The 25,707-nt window shown below is 37.0% G+C and carries 27 protein-coding genes and 2 pseudogenes; 27 read left to right on the forward strand and 2 right to left on the reverse strand.

What is annotated here, in order from left to right; all coding sequences use genetic code 11:
* Positions 1–4: 4 nt before the first annotated feature.
* The 12 genes from H7992_RS12445 to H7992_RS12500 all read left to right on the forward strand — a co-directional run bounded on the left by H7992_RS12445 (position 5) and on the right by H7992_RS12500 (position 10,620).
* Positions 5–1,309, forward strand: coding sequence for a serine hydrolase domain-containing protein (locus H7992_RS12445; RefSeq protein WP_255428418.1), 1,305 nt, complete (start codon positions 5–7; stop codon positions 1,307–1,309).
* A gap of 250 nt (positions 1,310–1,559) precedes the next feature.
* Positions 1,560–1,877, forward strand: a complete 318-nt coding sequence (locus H7992_RS12450) for a GNAT family N-acetyltransferase (RefSeq protein WP_255428419.1) — start codon at positions 1,560–1,562, stop codon at positions 1,875–1,877.
* Between the two features lie 351 nt (positions 1,878–2,228).
* Positions 2,229–2,888, forward strand: a complete 660-nt coding sequence (locus tag H7992_RS12455; protein WP_187044807.1) for a GntR family transcriptional regulator — start codon at positions 2,229–2,231, stop codon at positions 2,886–2,888.
* 88 nt (positions 2,889–2,976) lie between these two features.
* Positions 2,977–4,275 carry an MFS transporter gene (locus tag H7992_RS12460; protein WP_187044808.1) on the forward strand — a complete coding sequence of 433 codons (1,299 nt, stop codon included), beginning with the start codon at positions 2,977–2,979 and terminating at the stop codon, positions 4,273–4,275.
* A 55-nt stretch (positions 4,276–4,330) separates the two neighbouring features.
* Entirely contained in the window at positions 4,331–5,116 is a 786-nt protein-coding gene (locus H7992_RS12465; protein ID WP_187044809.1) for a carbon-nitrogen family hydrolase, read from the forward strand.
* A 23-nt stretch (positions 5,117–5,139) separates the two neighbouring features.
* Positions 5,140–5,829 carry a DUF2848 family protein gene (locus tag H7992_RS12470; protein ID WP_255428420.1) on the forward strand — a complete coding sequence of 230 codons (690 nt, stop codon included), beginning with the start codon at positions 5,140–5,142 and terminating at the stop codon, positions 5,827–5,829.
* A 387-nt stretch (positions 5,830–6,216) separates the two neighbouring features.
* Positions 6,217–6,843: a class I SAM-dependent methyltransferase gene (locus tag H7992_RS12475; protein ID WP_187044810.1), complete on the forward strand. Its 627-nt coding sequence runs from the start codon at positions 6,217–6,219 to the stop codon at positions 6,841–6,843.
* Between the two features lie 248 nt (positions 6,844–7,091).
* Positions 7,092–8,027, forward strand: a complete 936-nt coding sequence (locus H7992_RS12480; protein ID WP_187044811.1) for an aminoglycoside phosphotransferase family protein — start codon at positions 7,092–7,094, stop codon at positions 8,025–8,027.
* Positions 8,028–8,168: 141 nt separating this feature from the next.
* On the forward strand, positions 8,169–8,450 hold the full coding sequence (locus H7992_RS12485; protein ID WP_187044812.1) for a hypothetical protein: 282 nt from the start codon (positions 8,169–8,171) through the stop codon (positions 8,448–8,450).
* A 51-nt stretch (positions 8,451–8,501) separates the two neighbouring features.
* Positions 8,502–9,323, forward strand: a complete 822-nt coding sequence (locus H7992_RS12490) for an aminoglycoside adenylyltransferase domain-containing protein (protein WP_187044813.1) — start codon at positions 8,502–8,504, stop codon at positions 9,321–9,323.
* Positions 9,324–9,375: 52 nt separating this feature from the next.
* Positions 9,376–10,149: a Cof-type HAD-IIB family hydrolase gene (locus H7992_RS12495; RefSeq protein WP_187044814.1), complete on the forward strand. Its 774-nt coding sequence runs from the start codon at positions 9,376–9,378 to the stop codon at positions 10,147–10,149.
* A 9-nt stretch (positions 10,150–10,158) separates the two neighbouring features.
* Complete coding sequence (locus tag H7992_RS12500) at positions 10,159–10,620, forward strand: DinB family protein (RefSeq protein WP_255428692.1); 462 nt, start codon at positions 10,159–10,161, stop codon at positions 10,618–10,620.
* Between the two features lie 110 nt (positions 10,621–10,730).
* Here the strand turns inward: H7992_RS12500 and ccsB are convergent, their stop codons facing one another.
* Complete coding sequence (ccsB, locus tag H7992_RS12505) at positions 10,731–11,930, reverse strand: c-type cytochrome biogenesis protein CcsB (protein WP_187044816.1); 1,200 nt, start codon at positions 11,928–11,930, stop codon at positions 10,731–10,733.
* Positions 11,931–12,462: 532 nt separating this feature from the next.
* Here ccsB and H7992_RS12510 point away from each other — a divergent pair.
* The 15 genes and pseudogenes from H7992_RS12510 (at position 12,463) to H7992_RS12580 (ending at position 24,599) form a co-directional block, all read left to right on the forward strand.
* Positions 12,463–12,639, forward strand: a complete 177-nt coding sequence (locus H7992_RS12510; RefSeq protein WP_082786565.1) for a cation transporter — start codon at positions 12,463–12,465, stop codon at positions 12,637–12,639.
* Between the two features lie 206 nt (positions 12,640–12,845).
* Complete coding sequence (locus tag H7992_RS12515) at positions 12,846–13,754, forward strand: cation diffusion facilitator family transporter (RefSeq protein ID WP_187044817.1); 909 nt, start codon at positions 12,846–12,848, stop codon at positions 13,752–13,754.
* A 113-nt stretch (positions 13,755–13,867) separates the two neighbouring features.
* Entirely contained in the window at positions 13,868–14,083 is a 216-nt protein-coding gene (locus H7992_RS12520; RefSeq protein ID WP_255428421.1) for a hypothetical protein, read from the forward strand.
* Between the two features lie 44 nt (positions 14,084–14,127).
* Positions 14,128–14,415 carry a metal-sensitive transcriptional regulator gene (locus H7992_RS12525; RefSeq protein WP_067209184.1) on the forward strand — a complete coding sequence of 96 codons (288 nt, stop codon included), beginning with the start codon at positions 14,128–14,130 and terminating at the stop codon, positions 14,413–14,415.
* 75 nt (positions 14,416–14,490) lie between these two features.
* Entirely contained in the window at positions 14,491–14,691 is a 201-nt protein-coding gene (gene copZ, locus H7992_RS12530; protein ID WP_082786566.1) for a copper chaperone CopZ, read from the forward strand.
* Between the two features lie 119 nt (positions 14,692–14,810).
* Positions 14,811–17,222 carry a heavy metal translocating P-type ATPase gene (locus H7992_RS12535; RefSeq protein ID WP_067209187.1) on the forward strand — a complete coding sequence of 804 codons (2,412 nt, stop codon included), beginning with the start codon at positions 14,811–14,813 and terminating at the stop codon, positions 17,220–17,222.
* Positions 17,223–17,485: 263 nt separating this feature from the next.
* Positions 17,486–18,517 carry a S66 family peptidase gene (locus H7992_RS12540; RefSeq protein ID WP_067209189.1) on the forward strand — a complete coding sequence of 344 codons (1,032 nt, stop codon included), beginning with the start codon at positions 17,486–17,488 and terminating at the stop codon, positions 18,515–18,517.
* Between the two features lie 316 nt (positions 18,518–18,833).
* On the forward strand, positions 18,834–19,490 hold the full coding sequence (locus tag H7992_RS12545) for an HAD family hydrolase (protein WP_187047884.1): 657 nt from the start codon (positions 18,834–18,836) through the stop codon (positions 19,488–19,490).
* A complete protein-coding gene (locus H7992_RS12550) occupies positions 19,480–20,097 on the forward strand; it encodes an NUDIX hydrolase (RefSeq protein ID WP_067209191.1) in 618 nt (205 codons plus the stop codon). The genes H7992_RS12545 and H7992_RS12550 overlap by 11 nt, the downstream gene beginning before the upstream one ends.
* Positions 20,098–20,452: 355 nt before the next feature.
* Positions 20,453–20,962: pseudogene (locus H7992_RS12555) on the forward strand (GrpB family protein).
* A 50-nt stretch (positions 20,963–21,012) separates the two neighbouring features.
* On the forward strand, positions 21,013–21,456 hold the full coding sequence (locus H7992_RS12560) for a hypothetical protein (protein WP_067209197.1): 444 nt from the start codon (positions 21,013–21,015) through the stop codon (positions 21,454–21,456).
* Positions 21,457–21,637: 181 nt separating this feature from the next.
* Complete coding sequence (locus tag H7992_RS12565) at positions 21,638–22,183, forward strand: GNAT family N-acetyltransferase (RefSeq protein WP_187047885.1); 546 nt, start codon at positions 21,638–21,640, stop codon at positions 22,181–22,183.
* Between the two features lie 180 nt (positions 22,184–22,363).
* Positions 22,364–22,897: pseudogene (locus H7992_RS12570) on the forward strand (sigma-70 family RNA polymerase sigma factor).
* 3 nt (positions 22,898–22,900) lie between these two features.
* Positions 22,901–23,308, forward strand: coding sequence for a PadR family transcriptional regulator (locus H7992_RS12575; protein WP_187044818.1), 408 nt, complete (start codon positions 22,901–22,903; stop codon positions 23,306–23,308).
* A gap of 7 nt (positions 23,309–23,315) precedes the next feature.
* Complete coding sequence (locus tag H7992_RS12580; protein ID WP_187044819.1) at positions 23,316–24,599, forward strand: FtsW/RodA/SpoVE family cell cycle protein; 1,284 nt, start codon at positions 23,316–23,318, stop codon at positions 24,597–24,599.
* A 137-nt stretch (positions 24,600–24,736) separates the two neighbouring features.
* On the opposite strand, the gene proC is transcribed toward H7992_RS12580, so the two are convergent.
* Complete coding sequence (gene proC, locus H7992_RS12585; protein WP_067209208.1) at positions 24,737–25,546, reverse strand: pyrroline-5-carboxylate reductase; 810 nt, start codon at positions 25,544–25,546, stop codon at positions 24,737–24,739.
* Positions 25,547–25,707 lie beyond the last annotated feature (161 nt).

Consider the following 25,707-nt stretch of genomic DNA (forward strand, 5'->3'; position numbering starts at 1 on the left):
TCACATGATAGTAGAGGACCGGATAGCTAACTGGATTGAATCTTACGATCGAAATGGTTATTTGAATGGCTCCATACTAATTGCTTCTAACGAAAACATTCTTTTTAACAAAGGCTTTGGTATGGCTAATTGGGAACATAAAGTGCCAAATACGCCTACTACTAAATTTCGCATAGGTTCCCTTACTAAGGCTTTTACAGCAATGGGCATATTTCAATTACATGAAAAGCAGAAATTGAACATAAACGATTATGTTGGTAAGTATCTTCATGATTATCCTAATGGTGATCGAATCACGATTCTCCATTGCTTAACGAATAGCTCAGGCATTCCCAATTATACAAGTTTTGCGGATTTTTGGTCTAGTACTATGAGACTTCCTTCGACTTTAAATCAGCTTATTGACTCATTTAAAGACAGGGATTTGGACTTTGAACCTGGAAGGAGTTTTGGCTACTCAAACTCGGGCTACACGTTGCTAACGGCTATTATGGAAATAGTTTCAGGCATATCATATGCAGATTATATACAGGAGCAAATATGCCATCCATTGGGCATGTATAATACAGGCTGCGATGATGGAATAAGGGTCGTTCCTAGTTTGGCTTCTGGTTATTCATTCTGGGAAGAACCGATTCACCCAGCATATGCTGACTTGTCATTTCCATTAGGATCCTATGGTCTATATTCTACAACGGAGGATCTATTTATTTGGGATAAGGCATTAAAATCATTCAAAATACTTAACAAGGAACTAACAGAGAAAATGTTTACTCCAAATCTCAGTTCATATGCATATGGTTGGATGAAATCCAAAATTTTCGGAAAAAACTGTGTGCATCATTCTGGAGATATCAGCGGTTTTTGTAGCGATTTTCTCAGATTTGTTGATGATCAAGTTACTATTATCTTTTTGAGTAATATGAATGTTACGCCTGTAAAACATTTAAGTCTGGAAATTGCGAAGACTATTTTTGAGGAAAAGACATCTTTACCGCTTCCTGCTGTACCAATTCCGTACACAAACGTAGAACCTATAGTAGGTAAGTATCTATTTGGAAATGAGGACAACAAAGTCCTAGATATATCTGTTGAGAAGGGAGAACTCTTTTTAGCTGTCCCTAAAACGTACGGAGCGATTTATAAATTCAAACTGGTAGCAGTTAGCCACGACTCCACCAAAACAACTTTTTTAACTGAGATGATTAATGAGCAACTTGTATTTTATAATTCAATGTCAGGTGAAATAGGGAGTGTGCAATATATGGATTGTACTGGGAAAAATCAAATGTTGAATAAGGCTGAGTAGTTTGTAGGTAAACATTAAAGGTTAATGTAAAGAACTCAGATTCTACTCGCGGCAGCAGGGTGCAATCTAAGTGCATATCATTGACTAGTTATTCCGTAAACAATTTTCCTGAAAGCAAATAATCTTCCGAAACACAAATGTGAATTTAGAATATTCATAGCAATAAATGGACTTGCAATGCAGATATGATTTCAAAATAAATCCGAGAAGTCGATTTGTCTTTGCAATACTTTTAAAGTAATACGGAAAGATGATTGGCGCAGCTGAGTTTAATATTCGAGATTGTGGAAATAAAACCGGAGAAATTGGTTATATTGTGAATCCAAATTATTTGGGAATAGGATATGCAACAGAAGTAGCGAAATTATTAATTGGATTTGGTTTTAAAGAATTCAATTTCCACCGTATTTATGCGACCTGTGATCCAAGAAATGTTGCTTCTTCGAAGGTGTTGGAGAAAATAGGAATGATTAAAGAAGATAGAATGCGTGAGGATTTAGTAATGAAAGATGGATGGAGTGATTCTCTTTTAGATAGTATTTTAGTGCCCGAATGGGACGGGAAATAAATAAATAAATAAATAAATAACAGTTCATCAGTACTTCAATAGTGATGCTGCTTTTTTAAAATTGAGGGGATAGCAGAGCGGATCTATAGTTTCAACAGTGAAGCATCGTTAGAATGTACTGTGGTTGTATTCGGTCGGTATATTTTTTGCATACCTACTTTGTAAAGTCTTTATTGAAAAATAATCGTCAACTAATTCCCACCTTGATTGAAAGGAAGGTAATAGTTGGCTTTTTCTACTATCGCATTAATTACTATCAAATTTTTTAGTATTGACAAAATGAATGAGACTGTTTAGACTGAAAATTAAGATTCAACTGGCATACCACATACCAGTGGGAGGAGATGGAGAATGAGCCTATTCATAGTACAGCAGTCCCTTTCTCTTAAGCAACAAGCATATGAAGGGATTAAAAATGCAATTGTTTTACACGAAATCCTTCCCGGCAGTGCATTGTTCGAAAGAGACTTGAGCGAAAATTTGGAAATTAGTAGAACACCTGTAAGGGAGGCAATTCTATTATTAGAGATGGAAGGGTGGGTGAAGTCGATACCAAGAAAGGGGACTTTTGTAAGTAAAATAACGGCCTGGGATGTCGAAGAAGTGATTCAAATTAGGAAAGCGCTTGAAATTCTTGTTATAGAACTACTTATCTCCAAGATTACGGAGAAAGATATCGAACAGCTCAATCATATTTATGTGAAACAGCTTGAGCATGTAAAAGATAGTGGACAATTCATATCGGTGGATAAGGACTTTCATATCTATTTGGCTGAATTGAGTGGAAATCATCGCCTGGTAAATTTAATGAGCACAATTAGTGATCAAATAAGGTGGTTTGGTGTTAGTGCGTTGAATTTACCGAATCGAAAAGAACAGACTTTAAAGGAGCATGCCTGGATAATTGAGTGTTTGAGAAATAAAGAAGTTGAAAAAACAAAAGAGGCCGTGTTAGAGCATATCGAGCACACTCGGGTTGCTATTCTATCTAGTGTTAGTTTAAGTGATTAAGTAATGATTTGTATTCCTATTACTATAGGATATAGGATTAAGATTTGAATAGTATGTAAGCACTTACATTAGGGGTGGAGGGGAATGTATGTCGAAAATTTCAGCAAATTTAACAGAAGATGGGGAGAGTAAAGAAATTGAAAAACCATCGCGTGTACGATGGTGGTTGGCTTTTATGTTTTTCCTTATTGGATTGATTGCTTATATGGATCGATCAAACATCGCAATTATTGCAAAGCCAATGATGGAAGATTTGAATATGAGCAAAGTTCAATTCGGTATGTTAGCATCATTATTCTCCTTAGGCTATGCACTCTCTCAAATTCCTGCTGGAATAATTGCGGAGCGTATTGGGGCAAGAAAGATTGTTATGATTGCCTTGATTTGGTGGTCAGTATTTACTGGGTTAACGGCGATTGTTAAATCTCATGGGTTATTAGCGCTCGTACGTTTTATGTTTGGGGTTGGGGAAGGTCCGATGTATCCGGGAAATGTAGTCTTTAATACGCATTGGTTTGCACAACAGGAAAAAGGGCGGGCTGCAAGTGCGCTGTTAGCGGGATCTTATTTTGGTCCAGTGATTGCACCCGTGATAACCGTGGCTATTTTTCAAGCATGGGGATGGCAAGCGGTTTTTTATATCTTTGGAGCGTTGGGCATTCTGGTCGCATTAATCTGGTATATAGTTGGTCGGGATAGACCGGAGGATCATCCTTTCGTGAACAAACAAGAATTGAAACAGATCATGGAGAATAGAACAGTTATGGGGGATAAAAAGACTCTTGCTCCTTGGAAAAAGTTCTTGAAAAATGGACGTTTCTGGGCGCTAGGTCTTCAATATTTTATTGTTTTGTATATTATTACTTTCTTCCTAGTCTGGTTGCCAACTTATTTGATGGAAGCTAGAAATTTTTCGCTAGGCGAAATGGGATTCGCAGCTAGTTTCCCTTGGTTAGGTATATTTATCACAGTTATGACGGGTGGCGCAATTTCGGATTTGTTAGTGAAGAAAGGGAAGTCAAAAATGATTGCAAGAGGTTCGCTTGCGATAGCTGGGTTAATCGTTTTTGCTGGATCAATGTATTTAGCAGCTTATGCTACTGTTCCGTGGATGAATGTATTATGGCTGACAATCTCTTTGGGAGCTTTAGGATTTCCAGTAATCGCTTCTTGGTCAGCAGTAATGGACTTGGGGAATGAATTTTCTGGTTCCGTGTCAGGTTGGATGAATCTTTGGGGAAATCTTGGCGCTTTTGCATCTCCCGTACTATGTGGCTGGCTTGCACAAAACATCGGTTGGGAGGCCACTTTGCTAGTGAGTATTGTACCTGTATTTTTTGCTATTCTACTTTGGTTTGGTATTCGTCCAGATCATTCGTTAACTTAATTATTTGCTATCTGTGGCATGCCACATACCACAGACTTAAAAGGAGGAAATAAAATTGAAGTATGCAATTTATCAAATGGAAATTGTAGCCGGAAAACCGTCTGAAAACAGAAGAAAAGTAATGGAATGGGTGGAAAAAACAATGGAATCCACATCCCCGGATATCCTCGTTCTTCCGGAGATGTGGACTACGGGTTATACCTTATCTATTTTGGATGAAGTGGCAGAGGAAACGGGGCAGGATACAATTCCCTTCTTAACAGAGATTTCGAAGCGTTTCAATGTGAATATTATTGGTGGTTCAGTTGCGAATAAAAAGAATGGTTGTATTTACAATTCTTCTTTTGTCGTAAATCGACTAGGGGAACTAGTCTATGAATATGACAAAATTCATCTTGTCCCTATGTTGGATGAACATCTTTACTTAGAAGGAGGAAAGAAAAAAGTAAGCATCTTTGAATTGGACGGCATTAAGATGGGGCTCATTATATGTTACGATTTACGTTTTCCAGAACTCTCTAGAGAACTTGCGCTTAAAGGAGCTGAAGTACTTCACGTTGTAGCGGAGTGGCCAACAGTCAGAAAAGAACACTGGCATACCTTGCAAAAAGCGAGAGCAATTGAAAATCAAATGTTTGTCGTTTCATGTAATTGTGTTGGTACGTATAACAATGTTGAATATGCTGGGATGTCCATGATTATAGATCCCTGGGGAAGTGAACTTTCCATAGGGCAAGAACAAAGCGAGGAAACGATAGTAAATGATTTAGCTTTAGAACTTACCGCAAAAGTACGAAAAAATGTACCGGTATTTTCAAGCAGGGTCCCAGAACTATACTAAAGAAGAAAAGGACGTGACGAAAGATGGAAAATAAATTAATAATGAGCATTCAAGGTAGTGAGGAAAAATTAGAGATTTATGTAGAAAATATATTTAATGCAGGATATGCAGGAGTGGATCAGGAGAAAGTACAAGAACATATCGATGAATTGTCGAAGTTAGGCGTCGCAACCCCTACCACCATTCCTACATTGTATCCAGTATCAAATCAGCTGGCTACGTATGCAGACACATTCCAAGTTCAACATCATGAAACAAGCGGAGAAATTGAGTATGTATTAATCTGGTCTAATGATGGAATGTATGTCACGGTAGGGAGCGATCATACTGATCGTAAACTAGAAACTTTCAGCGTTCCGATGTCTAAGCAAGCGTGTCCAAATATTTTAGCGCAGGATGTTTGGAAATTTGAAGATGTAGCAGATCATTGGAGCCAAATTGAGTTAACATGTTGGATAAAATCCGATGGCAAAGAAGAGCTATACCAAAAAGGTACTTGTGGTGATCTAATGTCACCACAAGCGTTAATTGAGAACTTTAAACAAATGAACATTGACCAAAATGGAAACATCTTTTATTCAGGAACAATCGGAACAGTTGGAAGTTCGTTAGCATATGGAGATGAATATGTAATCGAAATGAAAGATCCTGTACTTGATAGGGTGATAACACACCACTATCGGTTGAAGTATTTACTAGAAGAGATTGGATAAAACGGTGGAGCCCGAGAAATGGGCTCTTCTTTTTTTATATCCATTAAAGCTTTGTGAAGCGAATTTAACTTTACAGAAACCGTATGTTGAATAGGATTGCAAATCATACGGTACAAAAGGGGTAGGTTAAATTGGAAGGGGATTATTTCCGCGGCAGTTGTTCCAAAATACAAAAGGTTATGATAATATCTATGTATCTATGTATCTATGTATCTATGTATCTATGAAAGGTGGAGTTTATTATGAAAAAAACTACTATTATCTTTGGATTCAACGTCTTAAGGGAAATGATCGGCGACTAATCGGGTAAATCAAATTGTTTAAAAAGACTATTTTTAAATAAAAAGGAATGCTCGATTGCTCGTTCGAATTATAGGGGGAGCATTCATGTTAAATCAGCAAGGATTTAATTTATGGGCGAATGACTATGATCAAACAGTACAAGTGTGTGAAGAAAATAATTTGTATCCGTTTGCTGGATACAAAAAAATATTGAATACTATTTTTAATGAGGTCATGCAAAAGCAACAATCAACCATTTTAGATATAGGGTTTGGCACAGCGGTTTTAACGAGTCGACTTTATGAAAATGGGCATCGCATAGATGGTTTAGATTTTTCTACTCAGATGATTGCGGTAGCTCAGTCTAAAATGCCAATGGCAAATTTGGTGGAGTGTGATATTACCAAGGGCTTTCCTGATTCTTTTGAAGTCAATAAGTATGACTTTATTATAAGCACATATGCGCTGCATCATATTGCGGATGAAGAGAAAATCACCTTTATCAAGAGTTTGCTACCTCTACTTTCAGCGAATGGGAAAATATTCATTGGGGATATTGCATTTCATACACGTAAGGAGCTTGATATTTGTAGACATAATAGCATTGAATATTGGGATGAGGATGAGTTTTATTTAGTCTCCAATGAAATCAAATACTCGTTAAAAAACGTTTGTAAATGTGAATTTCATCGCGTATCGCATTGTGGCGGTGTATTCATGGTTACGAGGTAAATATAAAATTTATAGTCGAAATGATAAATTGAGTTGTTTCGGCAACTCATTTTTTCTGTAATTAATGAAGGTGGTTATTAACTTTGAACTCGTGTAAGAGTCAGTGGCATTTAATGGTTAATTTCGATTTTTCTACACTATAAAATAAGGAGGTTACACTACGTGAATATTTAAAAAGCGACTTTCAATTTAAAAGTATTCTAGGCGATAAATCTATCAATAAAGTATATTAATATGGGGGAAACATAATGAATGGACTAGCAGTATTAAAAAGATTCGGCTTTCAAACTCAAGAAGAACCGAAAAGTATCTATCCTTTCTCCCCGGTATATCGAGTTAACAGTGAAATGAATGATTTTATTGTTAAGAAAACACAGAGACCAATTGAGCGTGCACAAAGACTGATGAGGTATACGACCAACTTAAAAGAAAATGGAGTAAATGTGGTAACACCAGTTAGTTTAAGTGTGGAAAACCCTCAATCAATCGGAGAGGATACATATGTAGTTTATCCATTTATTAAGGGAGCGCAGTATTCCGGTAAAGATGACGAAATCATAGCAGCAGGCAAACTATTGGGGGAAATACACAGCCTTTCGCCCATGGAAAATACGTTTGAATTAGAAGAATATGATGTTTTTGATTTTAATGTGGACGAAGTGGCAGAGAGTGTTCAAAAGATAGAAAAATACGCTGCACGTTATGATTTTAAAATTGAAGGTATTCAACTGAAAAAGAAATTAGTAGAAGTAGTTAATCAGCAAGAAGAATTGAAAAATAGCGGTTTGCAATTTGTACTCACTCCACATGACTTCAAAGCGAATAACTTAATCTATACACCAGATCCTTATTTAATAGATCCTGATAATGCCAGTTGGATTCCATGTATTTTTGATGTAGCATTAGCCCTACTTTTATTTCATAATGAATTATCAACCGCTCCAGACAAACCATTTACGCCTGAACAATGGCAATTATTCCTGCAAGGCTATAAAAAATATAGTAGTCTTACCGATCTAGATTACGTTTATTGGGAAAAAGCAGTAGAGCATGTTTTTCTAGATGAGGTTATGTGGTTAATGGCCGATGTAGAGGATGATTGGGCTAATCTATCCCAGAGACACCTTTTTGAAGGGCTTATCAAGATTGTATACGATCCTTCAAGCTATAGTCTAAATTGTTAGGTTAAGTCTGAATTTATTATGCGTATTTCAATGTTGCGGGAATTCTCGTTTGTGGAAAAGTAATTTTGAAGGTTGCTTTCCTATTGCTACACCATTGGAATATGCAATTGTGGAGGGAAGAATGTATGAGTAGAAATGTATTTGAAGAAAAATTTGAGAAATATGCTGATTCTGAAATGTATGACCACTTATAAGTGGGGGAATATCAGTGAAAAAGTCAGTGAGGGCATGAATCAAATCGTTTTCATGAAAGACGGAAAAGTGGTTTGTTATCTATATGGTTATCCTGAGAGTAATAAGTTTGGGATATTCTTTGAAGGTACAGATTCTGTAGACAACGTGAAAATTTTATATTCAGAAGATAACGAAGTTTTTGATGTGACGAAAAATGGAGATATTGTTTATTTAAAACACAGTAAATAGGATTCATTGTACTAGTGGAGAATTATGCATTTTTATTAAGGGGAGAACTTGATGCAGCAATTACCAGTTGTTGTACAGACCATTCTAAAGGACTACATCGCCTTGTTTCATGAGCGTTTACCAAACACACTCGAAGGATTTTATATCCAAGGATCAATTGCACTGAATGCCTATGTGAATGATTCAAGTGATATTGATTTTATTGCAATAATAAATCGCCGTTTGTCAGGAGAAGAAGTGGAAGTATTAGCCGAAATTCATAGTATTATTGCCAGTAACTATCAAAAACCAGAAATGGATGGAGTCTATGTTCTTTGGGAGGATATTGGTAAACTAGAAGCTGATGATAATATTTATCCTTTCTATAACGATGGTGAATTGAGTTATGGTGCTTATTTTAACTCTATCACTTGGTGGATACTGAAAACGAATGGAATTAGCATTTTAGGTCCAGAACCAACTGCGCTAAGATTTGAAGTTGATCCACAGCTCTTAGTTTCTTATGTACATGAAAATATGAATACGTATTGGGCACAACGGATCCAAAGAATTGAGAGTTCATTGGGACAGTTACTTCATCTATCAGCTGAAGCGATTGATTTTGAAATTGAATGGTCGATTCTCGGATTGTTACGCCAATATTATACCTTAAAAGAACATAACGTACTATCAAAACTTGGTGCTGGCGAGTATGGATTGCTTCATCTACCAGAGGAATGGCATCAGATAATTAAGGAAGCAATAAATGTTCGTAAAGGTGCTGGGATCGAGTTTTTCACTTCTGATGAGCAGAGAATTGAAATGGCTTTAAGATTTTCGAAGTATATCATTAGTTACTGCAACAGCAGCTTAATCCAAAAACGTATAGTATGATTTAATGTCAATTTTCTCGCTTTTCAACTTACTGCTACTGAAGGGGATTTTTATGGCTTACAAAATTGTGTTTTTCGATGTTGATGGAACAATAACGCACCATGAAGATGGGAGTATTTCAATTAATACTAAAGAAGCAGTCAAAGCATTAGTGAACAAAGGAATAAGGGTAGTAGCGGCAACAGGAAGACCATTATCTATGTGCGAAGAAATAAAAGCACTAGGAATAGATACGTTCATCACTGCGAATGGAGCGTATGTCAAACACAATCACCAGGTTATTCATAAAGTGCCGATGGATAAAAATGTGATTCAAGATGTCGTTGAATTTTCCTACACAGAGAATCAAGGTCTTTCATTCTTCACTGAAGATTTTAGCATGAATGGTGTAAAAGATACTGAAATAGTAAAAGCGTTGAAGGAAACTCTATCATTGAATAACTATCCTACAATAAATAGACTGATTTATAATCAAGAGGTTTACTTAATGTGTTTGTATGCAACTGACGAAATGGTTGAGAAATATATTCAAAATTTTCCGTATCTAACATTTAAGAGATGGCATCCTTATGTATTGAATGTACTACAAGAAGAAGTATCTAAATCATTAGCCATTATAAAAGTTTTAAAGTATTTCGACATTGATAAATCAGAGGCTATTGCGTTTGGTGATGGAGAGAATGACATAGACATGTTGGAATTAGTAGGACTTGGTATAGCTATGGGGAATGGGAATGAAAAAATAAAAACAATTGCAGATTTCGTAACTAAAAAGTCAAGTGAAGACGGAATTGAGTTCGCGTTGAAAAAGTTTGGAGTGATTTAATTGATAAATATGTTTCAGTATAATTGGCAAATCAGAGAAGACTGGTTTAAGTGGTGTGAAACCATTCCATACGAAGAACTCACTAAAAAACGTATGGGGGGTATGCAGAGCATAATACATAATCTATTTCATGTAATTGACTGCGAACAAATATGGGTTAATCAAATGCAAGGTACATCAGTCATCATTAAAGATATAAATAGAATATCAAGCCTTAATGATGTTAAGTCATTTTCTAATCTAACCAAACCAGGAACAGAGAGCTTCATAAAATCACATACGTCTGAATCTGAAGATAGAACTTTGGTAGTAAAGAGTAGAAATGGTACTACTAATTCATTCTCGTTTGATAAAATAATTACACATATACTATCACATGAAATTCATCATATTGGACAATTATCTGTTTGGTCTAGAGAAATAGGATTGAAACCTGTATCGTCTGATTTACTATTTAGAGATTTAATTTAGTTAACAATTAAATTCAACAAACTGTTAAAAAAAACGATTCCACCATGTTGAAATGGGGAATCGTTTTTTCGTTTAGTGAGTAACATAACTCGATCTATCAATATTTTTTATTAAGCATATGAATGCAGCCCAGCAATTACAAGGTTCACGAAGACTTGATTGAAAATAATTATTCCAAAACCAATGACTGCCATCCAAGCAGTTCTTTCTCCTTCCCATCCTTTCCCTACCCTTAAATGTAGCATTGTGGCATAAAATAAGAAGGTGATTAAAGCCCAAATTTCTTTCGGGTCCCACCCCCAGAAACGGCTCCAAGCAAATTGGGCCCAAATCATAGCGAATATCAGTCCACCAAGTGTGAACAAAGGAAAACCAATGATGACTGCTCGGTAAGTAATTTCATCCATAGAGTTCGCATTTACTTTATGAGTAAGTGGTTTGAGTAGAGAAATGATTTTTCGCTTCGTGAAAAGACGAATCACTGTGTAGAGCACAGTCCCTACAAGGAATGACCATATTATTGTATTCAATTTTAATGCATCAATCGAGTTTGGAATCTCTATAATACCGTTTTTTTGATCGACAGCCTCATAAGAATTCGCATCCACTGATTGGACAACCACTGAGTTTTTAGGAACGGTAATGGCTGGTAATTTATAGTTATAAACGTCCACCTCAGATTTATGATTTTCGAATTGAAGATTTTTAGTATAACCGACTGCATTAAATGTGCTAGTCATTAGAATGAAGCCCAATACAACTACCATAAAATACATGACGAGCTCCAAACAGAATGTATTCTTGCTTTTTTCAGTTGGATTAACTATTTTTAAAAGGTAGATAATACCTGTAACAAAAGATATGGACAATACCGCACTAGAAAAGGCTACTGTTAGTACGTGTATTGTTAACCAATTACTTTGCAAAGCGGGAATAAGGGGCGTTATATCTTTCGAAAATGCATTTGCATAGCCCAGAATTAGCAGTGCTATCGGAAGAGCAAAGAGTCCAATTACACTTTGGCGATATAAATAATACATAATCAGGAAACTTCCAACGAGCATAATGCCAAAGAAAGTCATGAATTCATAAAGGTTGCTAACTGGTGCATGTCCGGCAACAGACCATCTAGTTATAAAATAAACAATCTGTAAAATGAAACCTACCCAAGTCAGTGTTATTCCAAGTATTGAAAATATCTTTCTTTTCGACCTAACTGCTAGTCCTAAAGGAATAATTGCTAGTAAGTAGATAAAAAAGGATATATAAAGTGCTGTACTGCTTAAACTGATTAATGAACTTGTAGACAAGATGGAACGCCTCCTCTTACATGTTTTTAAGATCTCTTTAAACTACAACCTGAGTAGAATGACTGATGTTTATGCATAAGTCTGATTTTCAATACCGATAGTAACCTCCAACTCACTGTTAATATTGTTTATCTGATTTACTCAGATAAACCAATTTAATCCAGTGTAGCATTCGCAAATTCGAAATGGAGGAAGAGTTCCGACAATTTCATGACTTGAAGTCATCGTATGAATTAGGTTTTACCATTCGAGATGTATTATTGTTAATTTCGGCCCGAAAACCGGCTGATTATGTAGGTTCCTTGATTGCTAGATAGTCGACTTATCAAATTTTTAAACAACCGTATGATTTCATCGCCCCAATACAGTTTTAGAGCTATTCTATATAACGGTTGAAAAACAAGATATTGTATTAGAAGACTAATAGTAAGCCTTTTCGAAATAATGAGGGATGGACTTTTTATTCTTTGATTTACATACTGCATGGGGGTATGGTAAATTGAAAACATTAATAAAACAGGAGGTGTTCAAAATGAGGGGTCTAATGCAAGTACAAGGGATGTCTTGCACTAGTTGTGTCAATTCAATTGAGGGTGGTGTTGGCAAACTTATCGGTGTGTCTTCTGTCAAAGTCGATGTATGTGGTGATGAGGTTGTGGTGGAGTTTGATAATGCTCAAAGAACTGAAGAAGGCTATAACGTCATCTAATTTCAACATAAGTAAATCAACAGTTGCAGCCTTCATGTACGGGTAGAAAGTAGTTTAGGGGATTATGCCTTTAGGTATAATCATTCTTTTTAAATAAATTATACCCCCATTATGTATATGGGTAATCTACATAATTATAGCCAAACATAAATGAGTAGCTCGACAGTTATACTGGAGAACGACTAAAAGATAAGGAGTGATTTATCATGCATGATCACGACCACGGACATCATCACAGTCACGCTAGAGAAGGAAATAAAAAAGGACTTGCGATAGCATTTATAATTACTGCCGGGATTATGCTGTTAGAGTTTTTTGGAGGTTTGCTGACGAACAGTTTGGCTTTACTGGCCGATTCGGGGCATATGTTGAGCGACGCGGGGTCATTGGCGCTAAGTTTAGTGGCAATTTGGTTTGCTGCGCGGGCGGCTTCACCTAAAAAAACATACGGTTATTATCGATTTGAGATTTTAGCGGCATTATTTAACGGGGGAACGTTGTTTGTCATCGCAGGAATGATTGTTTATCATGCGTATGGACGTTTCTTTGAGCCACAGACTGTTGCGAGTGGTTCGATGATTATCATTGCGTTCATTGGGTTAGCGGCCAATCTACTTAGTGCTTGGTTTTTAATTAGCAAAGGCGATGTGAAGGATAATGTAAATTTACGCAGTGCCTATCTGCATGTCCTTGGCGATGCACTTGGTTCTGTCGGAGCAATTATTGCCGGGATTGTTATGTACTTCTTTGACTGGTATGTTGCAGACCCAATTATCAGTGTTGTCGTGGCGTTGTTAATCCTAAAAGGTGCATGGGGGATTATTAAACAGACGATTCATATTCTAATGGAAGGGACACCGATTACAATTGATCAGCAAGAGGTCAAGCAGACATTAGAAGCGATCGAAGGAGTTATCAATGTACATGATTTTCATGTATGGACAATTACATCCGGATTGGATTCACTTACTTGCCACCTGCTAATAGAGGATAATCAAGATGAACAGCGCATACTTCAACAAGCGATTCAACAAATCGAGAAGCAGTTTAAAATCATGCATACAACGATTCAAATTGAAAAGTCTGATTTGCAACATGCAACACCTATCGTGTAACTAAAGAGATGAAGGAGGATTTAGTTTAGAGAAAATGGTTAAACTAGCAGGGAATGGTGGAATCGCATTTGGATCAATATTAAATTCCGAGCAACTAGCGGTAATGGAAGATTATGGGGGAAGGCGATGAACTGGAGTTGACGACGTCACAGCAACTGTACATTGAGGTAGTGGAAAGAAAAGTTGCAGGGATGACGGATCGATTTAAGGCAGCCGAAAAATATAGTGAACATGGCAAAAGAAGGGAATCTTTTTTCAAATTCGTGCATTATTTTGAGGAAAATAACCTAAAAAGCGAACTCGTTGACCCACACCAAGTAAAATGCTAATATAGGGGTACGGGGTATGCGCACCTGCTTAAGGAGGCAAAATCATGGAGGAATCAACCAAAACAACAGTCCAACCAAATAAACAACAGCTTCTTAACCGGTTAAAACGTGTAGAAGGACAAGTAAGAGGCGTTCATCAAATGGTCGAGAATGATCGCTATTGTGTCGATATTTTGCATCAGATTAGCGCGATTCAATCAGCCATGAACAAGGTTTCTTTAGCCTTGTTAGAAGATCATACACATCACTGTGTAGTCAATGCCATTAAAGGTCAGAATGGTGATGCGGCTATTAAAGAATTGATGGACGTTATGAAAACAATGACGAAGTAAAAATGCTCCTCGCTTGACATACCTAACAGGGGTATAGTAAGTTTAGGGTAATAACAAAAACAGGAGGTTTTTAATTTGAAAGAAACGTTAAAAGTAGAAGGCATGTCATGTAATCATTGTGTTAATTCAATCGAAACGAGCGTTGGGGAACTTACGGGTGTTTCAACAGTCAAAGTAGATCTTGGCAATAATGAAGTATCAGTAGAATTTGACAATGCAACTACATTTGCGCAAATCAAGGAAACGATTGAAGAGCAAGGCTACGAACTCGTTTAACGAATAGACTGTCAGCTTACACACATGGGGGTATATAGTAGTAGAAACGATTATACTTTTTGGTATGATCCTTCTTTTTGAAATAAATATACCCCTACCGAGTATTGGAGGAGAGACAAATGGCTACTTCTGAAAAAACGTTACAAATTACTGGAATGACTTGTGCAGCATGTGCGAATCGCATTGAAAAAGGGCTCTCAAAAATAGAGGGTGTTGAGAAAGCAAACGTTAACTTTGCATTGGAAAGTTCAACAATCGTCTACGATCCAGCTAAAACGAATGTCAATGAGTTTAAGGCGAGAGTTGAAAAACTTGGATTTAACGTCGTTCAAGAAAAAGTAGCTTTTGACATTTCAGGTATGACTTGTGCGGCATGTGCGACGAAAATCGAAAAACGTATTGGCAAGATGGATGGTGTTTCCAACGCAAGTGTTAACTTTGCGCTAGAAACAATTGCAGTCGAATATGATAGTAAACAAGTTGAAACAACAGAGATGATTACGGCCGTTAAGAAAATGGGCTATGAATTAATTCCAAAACAAGATAGCAAAGACAAAATGGATCACAAGGAACAAGAAATCAAAAAGCAAGAGAAAAAGTTCATTATTTCACTGATTTTAACGATTCCATTACTATGGACAATGGTGGCGCATTTTGAGTTTTTATCATTTATTTATATGCCCCATATTCTAATGAATCCGTGGCTTCAGCTTGCATTTGCGACGCCTGTTCAATTTATCATTGGCGCTCAATTTTATAAAGGTGCTTTTAATTCACTACGGAATAAAAGTGCCAACATGGACGTATTGGTTGCTCTGGGTACGAGTGCGGCATACTTCTATAGCCTTTATTTATCGATTGAATGGATGAATAATGGCAAAGTTGGAAGTCCCGAGCTATATTTTGAAGCGTCCGCTGTCATCATTACATTAATCGTACTTGGTAAATTATTTGAAGTTCGTGCAAAAGGTAAAACGAGTCAGGCGATTCAAAAGTTGCTAGGTTTACAAGCTAAAACAGCGAGAGTCCTAAGAGGTAGCGTTGAAATGGAACTGCCGATTGAAGAAGTTATCGTGGGAGACACAATTCTTGTGAAGCCAGGTGAAAGAATTCCGGTGGATGGCGAAATTATTGAAGGACGTTCAGCCATCGATGAATCGATGATTACAGGTGAAAGTATCCCAGTTGATAAAGTTGCAGGTGATAAAGTCATTGGTGCGACAATCAATAAGAATGGTTCATTGCAAATCACAGCAACAAAAGTTGGAAAAGATACAGCATTGGCACAAATTGTAAAAGTAGTGGAAGAAGCACAAGGTTCGAAAGCTGAAATCCAACGTTTAGCAGACAAAATTTCAGGTATCTTTGTACCGGTTGTTGTCGTTATCGCAGTTGCAACGTTCCTAATCTGGTTTTTCATTGTAACACCAGGCGATTTCCGTTCGGCATTGATACCAACAATCTCGATTCTAGTTATTGCTTGTCCATGTGCGTTAGGTTTGGCAACGCCGACATCGATTATGGCAGGGTCAGGTAGGGCAGCTGAAATGGGCTTACTCTTTAAAGGCGGAGAACATTTGGAAAATACCCGTTCAATTGACACTGTCGTGTTGGATAAAACAGGTACAGTGACAAAAGGTCAACCTGCGTTAACAGATATTACAGTGACAGCAGGCTTTACAGAAGATGAAGTGCTGCAATTAGTTGCAACAGCTGAAAATCAGTCCGAGCATCCTTTAGCACAAGCCATTGTTTTAGGCGTCAAAGAAAAAGGGTTATCACTACTTGATGTGTCTGATTTTGAAGCGTTACCGGGCTATGGTATCCGGGCAAATGTTAGTGGTAAAGAAGTATTAGTCGGTACTAGAAAATTGATGAACGACTATAAAATCGCTATTTCAGACTCGAATGCTGCTATGGAAAAGTTTGAAAGTGAAGGGAAAACAGCGATGCTGATTGCTGTGAATCATAAACTTGCAGGTATTGTGGCAGTCGCGGATACAGTGAAGGAAACATCGAAAGAAGCCATTGCTAGAATGCAGGCATTGGGTCTTGAAGTAATCATGCTGACAGGCGATAACCAACGAACTGCGGAAGCAATAGCTCGTCAAGTTGGGCTATCTCATGTCATTGCAGAAGTGTTACCAGAACAAAAAAGTGATGAAATTAAAAAATTGCAAGACCAAGGTAAGAAAGTTGCGATGGTTGGGGACGGTATCAATGATGCGCCAGCACTTGCGATGGCGAATATCGGAATGGCTGTCGGAACAGGTACAGACATTGCGATAGAGGCAGCAGATATTACACTGATGCGTGGAGACCTTAATAGTGTAGCTGATGCGATTATTATGAGTCGCAAAACGATGCGCAATATTAAGCAAAACCTATTCTTTGCATTCTTCTACAACACAATCGGAATTCCTATTGCGGCAATTGGTTTATTAGCCCCTTGGGTTGCGGGGGCAGCGATGGCATTCAGTTCGGTGTCCGTTGTATTGAATGCATTGCGCTTGCAAAAAGTGAAATTGTAAAAGGAATGAAGCCATGCGGAAATTCTGCATGGCTTTTTTTAGTTTAGAGGGGGATTTAAGTGTAAAAATAGGTAACTGAAATTGTACACTAGACCTATGTGTTCAGATTGCCAAGATGCAAAATCTTATCTAGCTAAGCAAAAAAAGGATGTAATAATATGGGTAATGAGTTACGATAGGCCTTAAGATTATTCAATGATTGAAGCTGATAATGAGCAATATTTTGCATAGACTGATAACAACAGGGGAAAGTGGGGATTAGTTTGCTAAAAAAACCAAAGAAACTGCAACCAGGAGATAAAATTGCAACAGTAAGTCCTTCTTGGGGAGGGGCAGGTGATTCAGAACTTAGATGGCGTTATGACCAAGGGGTTAAAAGAGTAGAAAGTATTTTTGGCCTTGAGGTCCTCCCGATGCCGAATAGTTTGAAAGGTTCAGAGTACCTTTATGAACATCCACAGGCTCGTGCAGAAGATCTAATGACGGCATTTAAGGATAAGAGCATTAAAGGAATCTTTGCGAATATTGGTGGGGAAGAAAGTATTCGTTTACTTCCATATATTGATTTCAACATAATACGAAAAAACCCGAAAATATTCATGGGTTATTCTGATGTGACGATTACTCATCTGTTTTGCCATAAAGCAGGTATATCTTCTTTTTATGGTCCGGCGATTTTAACTGATTTCGCTGAAAACGTTGAGATGGATTCCTATACAATTGATATGTTGAAGCGGATACTTTTTTCTGATGATGTTATCGGTAAAATTAAACCAGCTCTAAAATGGACGAGTGAGCGTTTGGAATGGCATGAAAGGAATAAGAATAGACGCCGGAAAATGCTACCAAATCATGGATATGAAGTGCTTCAAGGGTCGGGAGTTGTACAAGGAAGATTGATTGGTGGGTGTATCGAAGTACTAGAATTCGCGAAGGGTACAGAGATTTGGCCCGAACAGAAGCATTGGAAGGACAGCATTCTGTTCTTCGAAACATCGGAGGAAAAGCCCGAACCTAGTTTTATAAAATACTGGTTGCGTAATTATGCTGCACAAGGTATTCTTCAAATGGCAAATGGTATCGTTTTTGGGAAACCACAGGACGAAAAATATTATGAATCCTATAAAGAAGTTATTCTTCAGGTCATGAAAGAGTATGGCTTAGAGTATTTACCGATTCTCTATAATTTGAATTTCGGCCACACAGAACCAAAAATTGTTTTGCCCTACGGTGTGATGGCAAAGATCAATTGCGATAAGGGGACTTTTTCGATTTTGGAGAGCGGGGTAGAATGAGGTAAGTGGTACTATCATTGTTGGATAAAAGAGTTGCTGATCAATTTAATTTGATCGGTAACTCTTTTTTCATTAAAAGAGTTCGTTTCACTGTATTAATTCCAACAATTCATTCAATTAGGGTACAATAGTAAATAAGAGTTTGACTTTACGAGGATGAATTAGTGTGGGGACAGAGTATCTAATCTGGATTGGTAGTCTAGCCTTATATTTCGTGAAGATAAAAGAGGAATCCACGATATTATAGGTGGTACGTATGTTGCCACCGTTAAACAGGGCGAATAGTGGTGTGAAAATCGAATTGAAGGACGTGTTGATTATCAAAGCGATTATATTTGATTTTGATGGGACTTTAGCGAATACCTTACCCATTTGTTATTATGCTTTTCAGTGTGTCTTCAATGAGTTTGATAGTAGAGATATTTCCATAGAAGAAATAAAGGCAATGTTTGGCCCGTCAGAAACTGGGATTATTCGAGAGAACCTATCCAATAGTAATAAAGACGAAGCTATTGAGTTGTACTATGCAAAGTACTCTGAACGCCATAACCAATTAGTTACACCACATAAGGAAATTGTTGATCTAGTAAAGCACTTAAAAGAAGTAGGACTCAAAATTGGGATCTTTACTGGAAAGGAAAAAAGAAGTTTAGATATATCTTTGAAAGCTTTACAGATGGAGGGGCTGTTTGAAGTCATCATAACAGGGGATGATGTGAACAAACCAAAACCTGATCCAGAAGGGTTATTAAAAGCTTTATCTCTTTTAGGTGTCGAAAGCAGTGAGGCACTATTTATCGGAGATAGTGATGCAGACATAGATGCTGGCGTTCAAGCGAATGTACATACTGTAGGCGTCCAATGGTTACCTGATTATCATTCAATGGAATTTACGATTGAACCTGATGCTATCTTTAAAAGTGTAACAGAATTCATTGATTCTATGAAAATTGGTGTCACTAATGAGTACTAAATGGTTGGAATGGGCGAAGAGAATACAAGCAATATCTCAATCAGGATTAACCTTTTCAAAAGACATGTATGATATCGAGCGTTATGAAGAATTACGCATGATTAGTGCAGAAATCATGGAAGAACACACAGGGGTAGAAATGCAAAAAATCAAGGATTTATTTATGAATGAAACAGGTTATCAAACCCCTAAAGTCGATGTTCGTGGAGTAGTTTTTAAAGATAATACGATATTAATGGTAAAAGAAAATATGGATAATAGATGGTCTTTACCTGGTGGTTTTTGCGATATAGGGTTGTCGCCGTCTGAAAATATTATAAAGGAAATAAAAGAAGAATCTGGCTATGTTGTAGTTCCTACGAAACTGCTTGCTTTGTTCGATAAAAATAAACATCCGCATCCTCCTCAACCGTATCATTATTATAAAGTTTTTATTCAGTGTGAAATTGTTGGAGGCATTCCAGCTACCGGAATCGAAACGAGTGGTATACAGTTTTTCTCTGAAAACAATATACCAGATCTTTCTGAAGATAGAGTGATAGAGTCACAAATAAAAACACTTTTTGAATTTTCAAGGGCCCCTGATAAAGAGACGTTGTTTGATTAAATAGGGGGATGGGTAGGCTTGAAAATCAATAAAAAAAGAGTTAGTAAACTTTTAGAGATATCTTTTTTCACTGTCAGTGGAGTCTATTTACTAGTAGCAGGGATAGGATTAATTATCATGATATTATTTACTATTTCTTATTTTTCACAATGAAGATGTAATTTATGCGGCTATTATTCTAATATTTTTTAGGAGAAAGAAAGAACCCTCTTTCGTTAACGGGGACTATAATTTAATAAATGAACAGATGAGCCTCTGTTATTATAATTCTTATACTGTTCATCAGAATAAACATCATCGTTTAATAAAGCCATAAGAAAAAATGATTTATTGAACGACGGAAAGTGAGATTTAAATGAGAATAGTTGAAGTTAAACCTTATGATGAACAATGGGTTTCAAACTTTGAAGAAGAGTCCCATAAATTGCATGACATTTTCGGTTCTGAAATTATCGATGTGCACCATATCGGCAGCACGTCTGTAATTGGACTGCTGGCAAAGCCCATTATAGATATAATGCCGGTAGTGAGGGACATTAATCGAATTGATGAATTTTACAAGGCAATGGTTGCCATTGGCTATGATCCAAAGGGGGAAAATGGTATACCCGAACGTCGATACTTCTAAAAAGGAGGAGACAATCGAACTCATCATGTTCATATTTATGAATGGGGGAATTCTGAAATTGAACGTCATCTTGCATTTCGGGATTACTTACGGGCACACCCAGATGTTGCTCAAAATTATGGCGATTTAAAAGAGAAGCTGTCTCAACGTTTTCCTTATGATATTGAATCATACATTAAAGGAAAAGAACAACTAGCATTGGAGATTGATAGAAAAGCGCTAGCTTGGTATAGTTGATTATTTCACTTTGTTAATAATGGTGCAGCATAAAGGTAGGCATGAAAATAATGAATTCCTCAGTAAAATATAAAATCAGAACGCTTTTAGGCTTCACTCTATTCATTATCATAGTGGGCTCTCTGTCATATCTTGCTGTCTACAAGCTTTCATTTTTACCAAATGGTTATGATATTGTTTCACAGCAAAAAGACAGTGTAATCGTAAAAAAATTTAATATAATTGGGCTAGAAAAGGATATCATTACCTTATCATTTTCTGAAAATAATTTGTGGAAAATTGAAGAATTGAACTATGGAATAAAGCGGCAGAAAGATTTTTGTTGGTTTCTATTTACTGCAAGTAGCATTTCGATTCTTATTCTTATTTTAAAATTGCGTAAGGGAGAGAAGTTTTGGAATGCAGTCTGGGGAAGTCGTATTTTTTTCGCTACACTGTTTCCGTTACTTATCCTCATGAACTCTTTGAATAGAATACAGGATTTTATTTCCTAAAGTCTCAGCTACTTACTATTTGAAAAAGCCAAATAAATTTATTTGGCTTTTTGTGAAGAACAACGATTTTCGAAGCTTTAATTACAATAAAATCGTTTATAACGATAATGATAATATGTAGACGAAAACAGAGCAGATTATTGATATGGATGAACAAATAAATGGTGAAGGGGAATACGCGATGAAAATTAACAAGCAAGAAATTAATGTTAACGGGGCGACCTATATAATTAGGTCTGCAATACATAAAGATGCTCGGGCTTTGTCTGAAATTAGATTACAGATTGATGAAGAAACTCAAAACCTTGACAGAGAAAAAGGTGAGGATTTCATAGATGTACAAGGTTTTGAACAATTAATCAAAGCAGACATAGAAAATAAAAGGAACCTTTTTTTAGTTGCTGTAGTTCATGATAGGATTGTCGGTTTTTCAAGATGTGAAGGAAATCAATTGAAACGTTTTGCTCATAAAGTAGAATTTGGTGTCTGTGTTTTAAAAGATTATTGGGGCTATGGCATTGGCAAAAATCTTTTAAAAGAGTCCATCGCTTGGACTGACTCAAATGGAATTAAAAAAATAACCTTAAATGTTCTTGAAACAAATGAAAAAGCGATAAACCTTTATAAACAGTTTGATTTTAAAACCGAAGGCATTCTAGAAAATGACAAAGTCCTTTCCGACGGCCTATACTACAATACCTTAGTTATGGGAAGATTTAACGTATGATGACTTGTGCACAGTTCGTGTTTTAAAGTGAAAAATAGAATGAAACAACTTTACTGTTCAGGTGCACTAGTGAAAAAACGGTATGGCAACTGCCTGCCGTTTTTTTATGGAATTATTCAAAGCTTTTTAAAAACCTTCTAATAGGGCATCTCGTCTATTAATTAGGGAGGAGGGCTGAATATGGAAGAATTGATCGTTGGAGCGTTTGAAATAGAAGACAAGGTAGTACTAATGGATGAAATTATGAATCGGCATGGACAGGATATATTAAGGCTTGTTTATTCTTATGTCAGTAATAAAGAGGTAGCAGAGGATTTAACGCAGGATATCTTTATAAAATGTTATAAATCTCTTCATACATACAGTGGCAAATCAACGTTAAGAACATAGTTGTGGCGAATTGCTATTAATCATTGTAAGGACTTCCTAAAAAGCTGGTATAACAGGAATGTCATTATTACCGAAGATGAACCAACACATAATAGGACTACAAAAGAAATGATTGAAGAGGTCGTGATCCAGCAGGAAGAGGATGACCAATTAATCTCTGCAATCATGACACTGCCCATTAAATACCGAGAAGTGATTTATCTTTATTATTACGAGGAATTGCTAATCAAAGAAATCGCCTTGGTCACTGAAGTGGGCGGAAATACTGTTAAAACTAGACTTAGACGTGCTAAGGAGCTTTTAAAAGAACGATTGGAGGAATAAGTAATGGATGATCGTTTAAAAGGGCTGAAAAAATCAATGGATGCTAGTACATTTAGCCAACTCAATTTTACCGAGCAACATCGCAAGGGAATTCGGGACAAAATCAGCAAAAGTGATGACAGTGAAGAAGACATCTTATTAGCCGTTATGCAACTGCTAGTTTATGAAAAAACGGGCTATGAATTGGTGAATTTCTTGCGCGGACGGGGAATTCGTAAATTTGAGGATAATGAAGGAAGCTTATATGCCTTGTTGCACAAGCTAGAACAGGATGGCAGTTTACAATCCGGCTGGAATGAGTCGACTATTAAATATTATCAATTAAACAATAAAGGTAGGAAGTTATTACGAAAAACAGAGAAACAGTCTACAACTAAACGGTTTAATCGGAAAGGATTAGTGGAGGGGTGACAAACGAGTGGGAAAAAGAAGACTATCATTTTTAAACGAAGTTAGGGATCAAATTAAATCCAGAGAGGCAAAGGATTTTGTAGAGATAGAATTAGATTATCACATAAAAGAAGCGAAGAGTCACTTGTTAACGAAAGGGATAGATGAGACAGAGGCAGAAGAAAAAGCTGTCGGGCAAATGGGAAGTCCGGTAATGCTTGGTCAACAGCTGAACAAGCTTCATCGGCCAAAGGTGGATTGGCTGACAGTCGTTTTATTGATAACCACTATGGGGATAGGGTTTTTGCCACTGTTTTCTCTTGGTTATATGAATAATGGACATTTTGCAATTTATAAGATCATCTTTGTCCTTCTCGGTGCTGGGGTAGCTTTAGGGTTAATGTTGATTAACTATAGGGAATTGGAAAAGTTAGGATGGTTGTTTTACACAATAGGAGTGCTTGTCCTCATAATGATAAAAGCTCTTTCTAAAGGCTTTGTATTTGGGACATCTGTAGTAGAGATTGGTCCAGTAACAATTGAAAGCGTAATGTCTATTCCGTTCTTTTTCCTTGCATGGGCATCCTTTATCAATAACAAAAGGTTGAAAATTTGGCATTTGGGCATGTTGTTTGTCCTTTCTTTTTATTTACTCTTTACGATACCTAGTACTTCAACTGCCTATATATACACTGTCATGGTGTTTGCGATGGTTTGGTGGAGCAAATATAGTAGGAAAACTATTCTCGTAATTACGATACTAACGTCTAGTTCATTCATTATTTTTGGCTTAATCCTTTGGCCGTTATTAGCATTTTATCAGAAACTAAGGTTACTGGAATTTATCAATCCAGAAAAATATCCAACTGCTACGACATTGTACATTAAAGAGCGAATGTCCCAAGCAGGATGGTTTGGTAATTCAATGAATAAAGAGACCATAGTAGATGCTCACACCAATTTTGTTTTTGTGAGTTTTACTTATCATTATGGTTGGCTTTTTGGCATTGCACTTGTTGTACTTCTTTCGCTGTTTGCAAGTAGGATAGTGGTTGTCTTGCGTAAAATCAAGGATCCATATGGGAAACTTCTACTGATTGGTGCGATTGCTCTTTATACAATCCAGTTTGTTAGCAATATTGGAATGTCACTCGGATACTTTCCGATGATCTCTATGTCATTGCCATTCATCAGTTATGGATTAATGCCAATTCTATTGAATGCCTTTTTAATTGGGGTCGTATTAAGTGTCTATCGAAGGAAAGATTTGACGTCGAGTCGTTTTAGTCATATTGAAAGTGGGGAAATTTAGTTATATGTAAACTAGTTCGATAAGATAAAAGGCAAGCTTCTAAAACTTGAACGATAGCTCGAATAGTAGACACGTTTTATAAAAGTGACCTATTATTCGAGTTTTGCGTTCCACTATTTAGTGCAAAATGAATAGCTTTAAGACTGCGCCCCTAACTCACGAGAACGCGCCTCCGCTTTTCCGATACATTGCGCAATCGTTTCTTTGAACATTCCGTTCTCCAACGCATTCAATCCAGCTTCCGTAGTTCCACCTGGGCTCGTCACGTTTTTCCGTAATTCCGCGGGCTCCGTACCTGTTTCTTTCAACATTGCCGCTGCGCCTTCAAGCGTTTGGATGATAAGCGCGCGCGCAATGTCTTTTGAAAGACCTTTACCGATCGCTGCTTCCTCAAGTGCTTCTGCTAAATAATAGACATATGCAGGGCCGCTACCGGAAAGAGCAGTGACGGCATGTAAGTCATCTTCTTCTACTTCTTTCACCATTCCGATTGACTCTAAGAGACCGAGGATATGTTTTTTCAACTCCTCGCTAATCGCATGATTCCACGCGATACCACTGGCAGATTTTCCGATTGTAGCGGAGGTATTTGGCATGGAGCGTGCGATAGGTCTTGCACCAAGACCATTTTCGATTGTCTGAATTGAAACGCCTGCAATAACCGACAAAACCGCTGTTTTATCATCCAAATAAGGAAGTGCATCCGCCATCGCCTGATGGATATCTTTTGGTTTCGTCGCAAGAACGACGAGATCTGCATTTTTCAGCGCCTCTTTTTCCTTGCAGACAATGGATACACCATATTTATTGTGTAATGAAAGTAGCCTTTCATCATCAGATCTATTCATAACAAAAACATTATGAGGTACCACTGCACCTTGTTCCACAATTCCTGCAATAACAGCTTCTGCCATAGAACCGGCACCTATAAATACAATCGTTTTCATTCAAATTACCCCTTTCATTCCATTAATAAAAACGTACGCACCTAGGCGCTGAAATCTGGACAATAAAAAAATGCGCTCTCGTCCCTACTAAATAAGGACGAAAACACATGCTTCCGCGGTACCACCTAAATTTACCGGCATAACACCGATACATCTCGTTC

Source organism: Sporosarcina sp. resist, from assembly GCF_014302295.1.
Taxonomy (GTDB): domain Bacteria; phylum Bacillota; class Bacilli; order Bacillales_A; family Planococcaceae; genus Sporosarcina; species Sporosarcina psychrophila.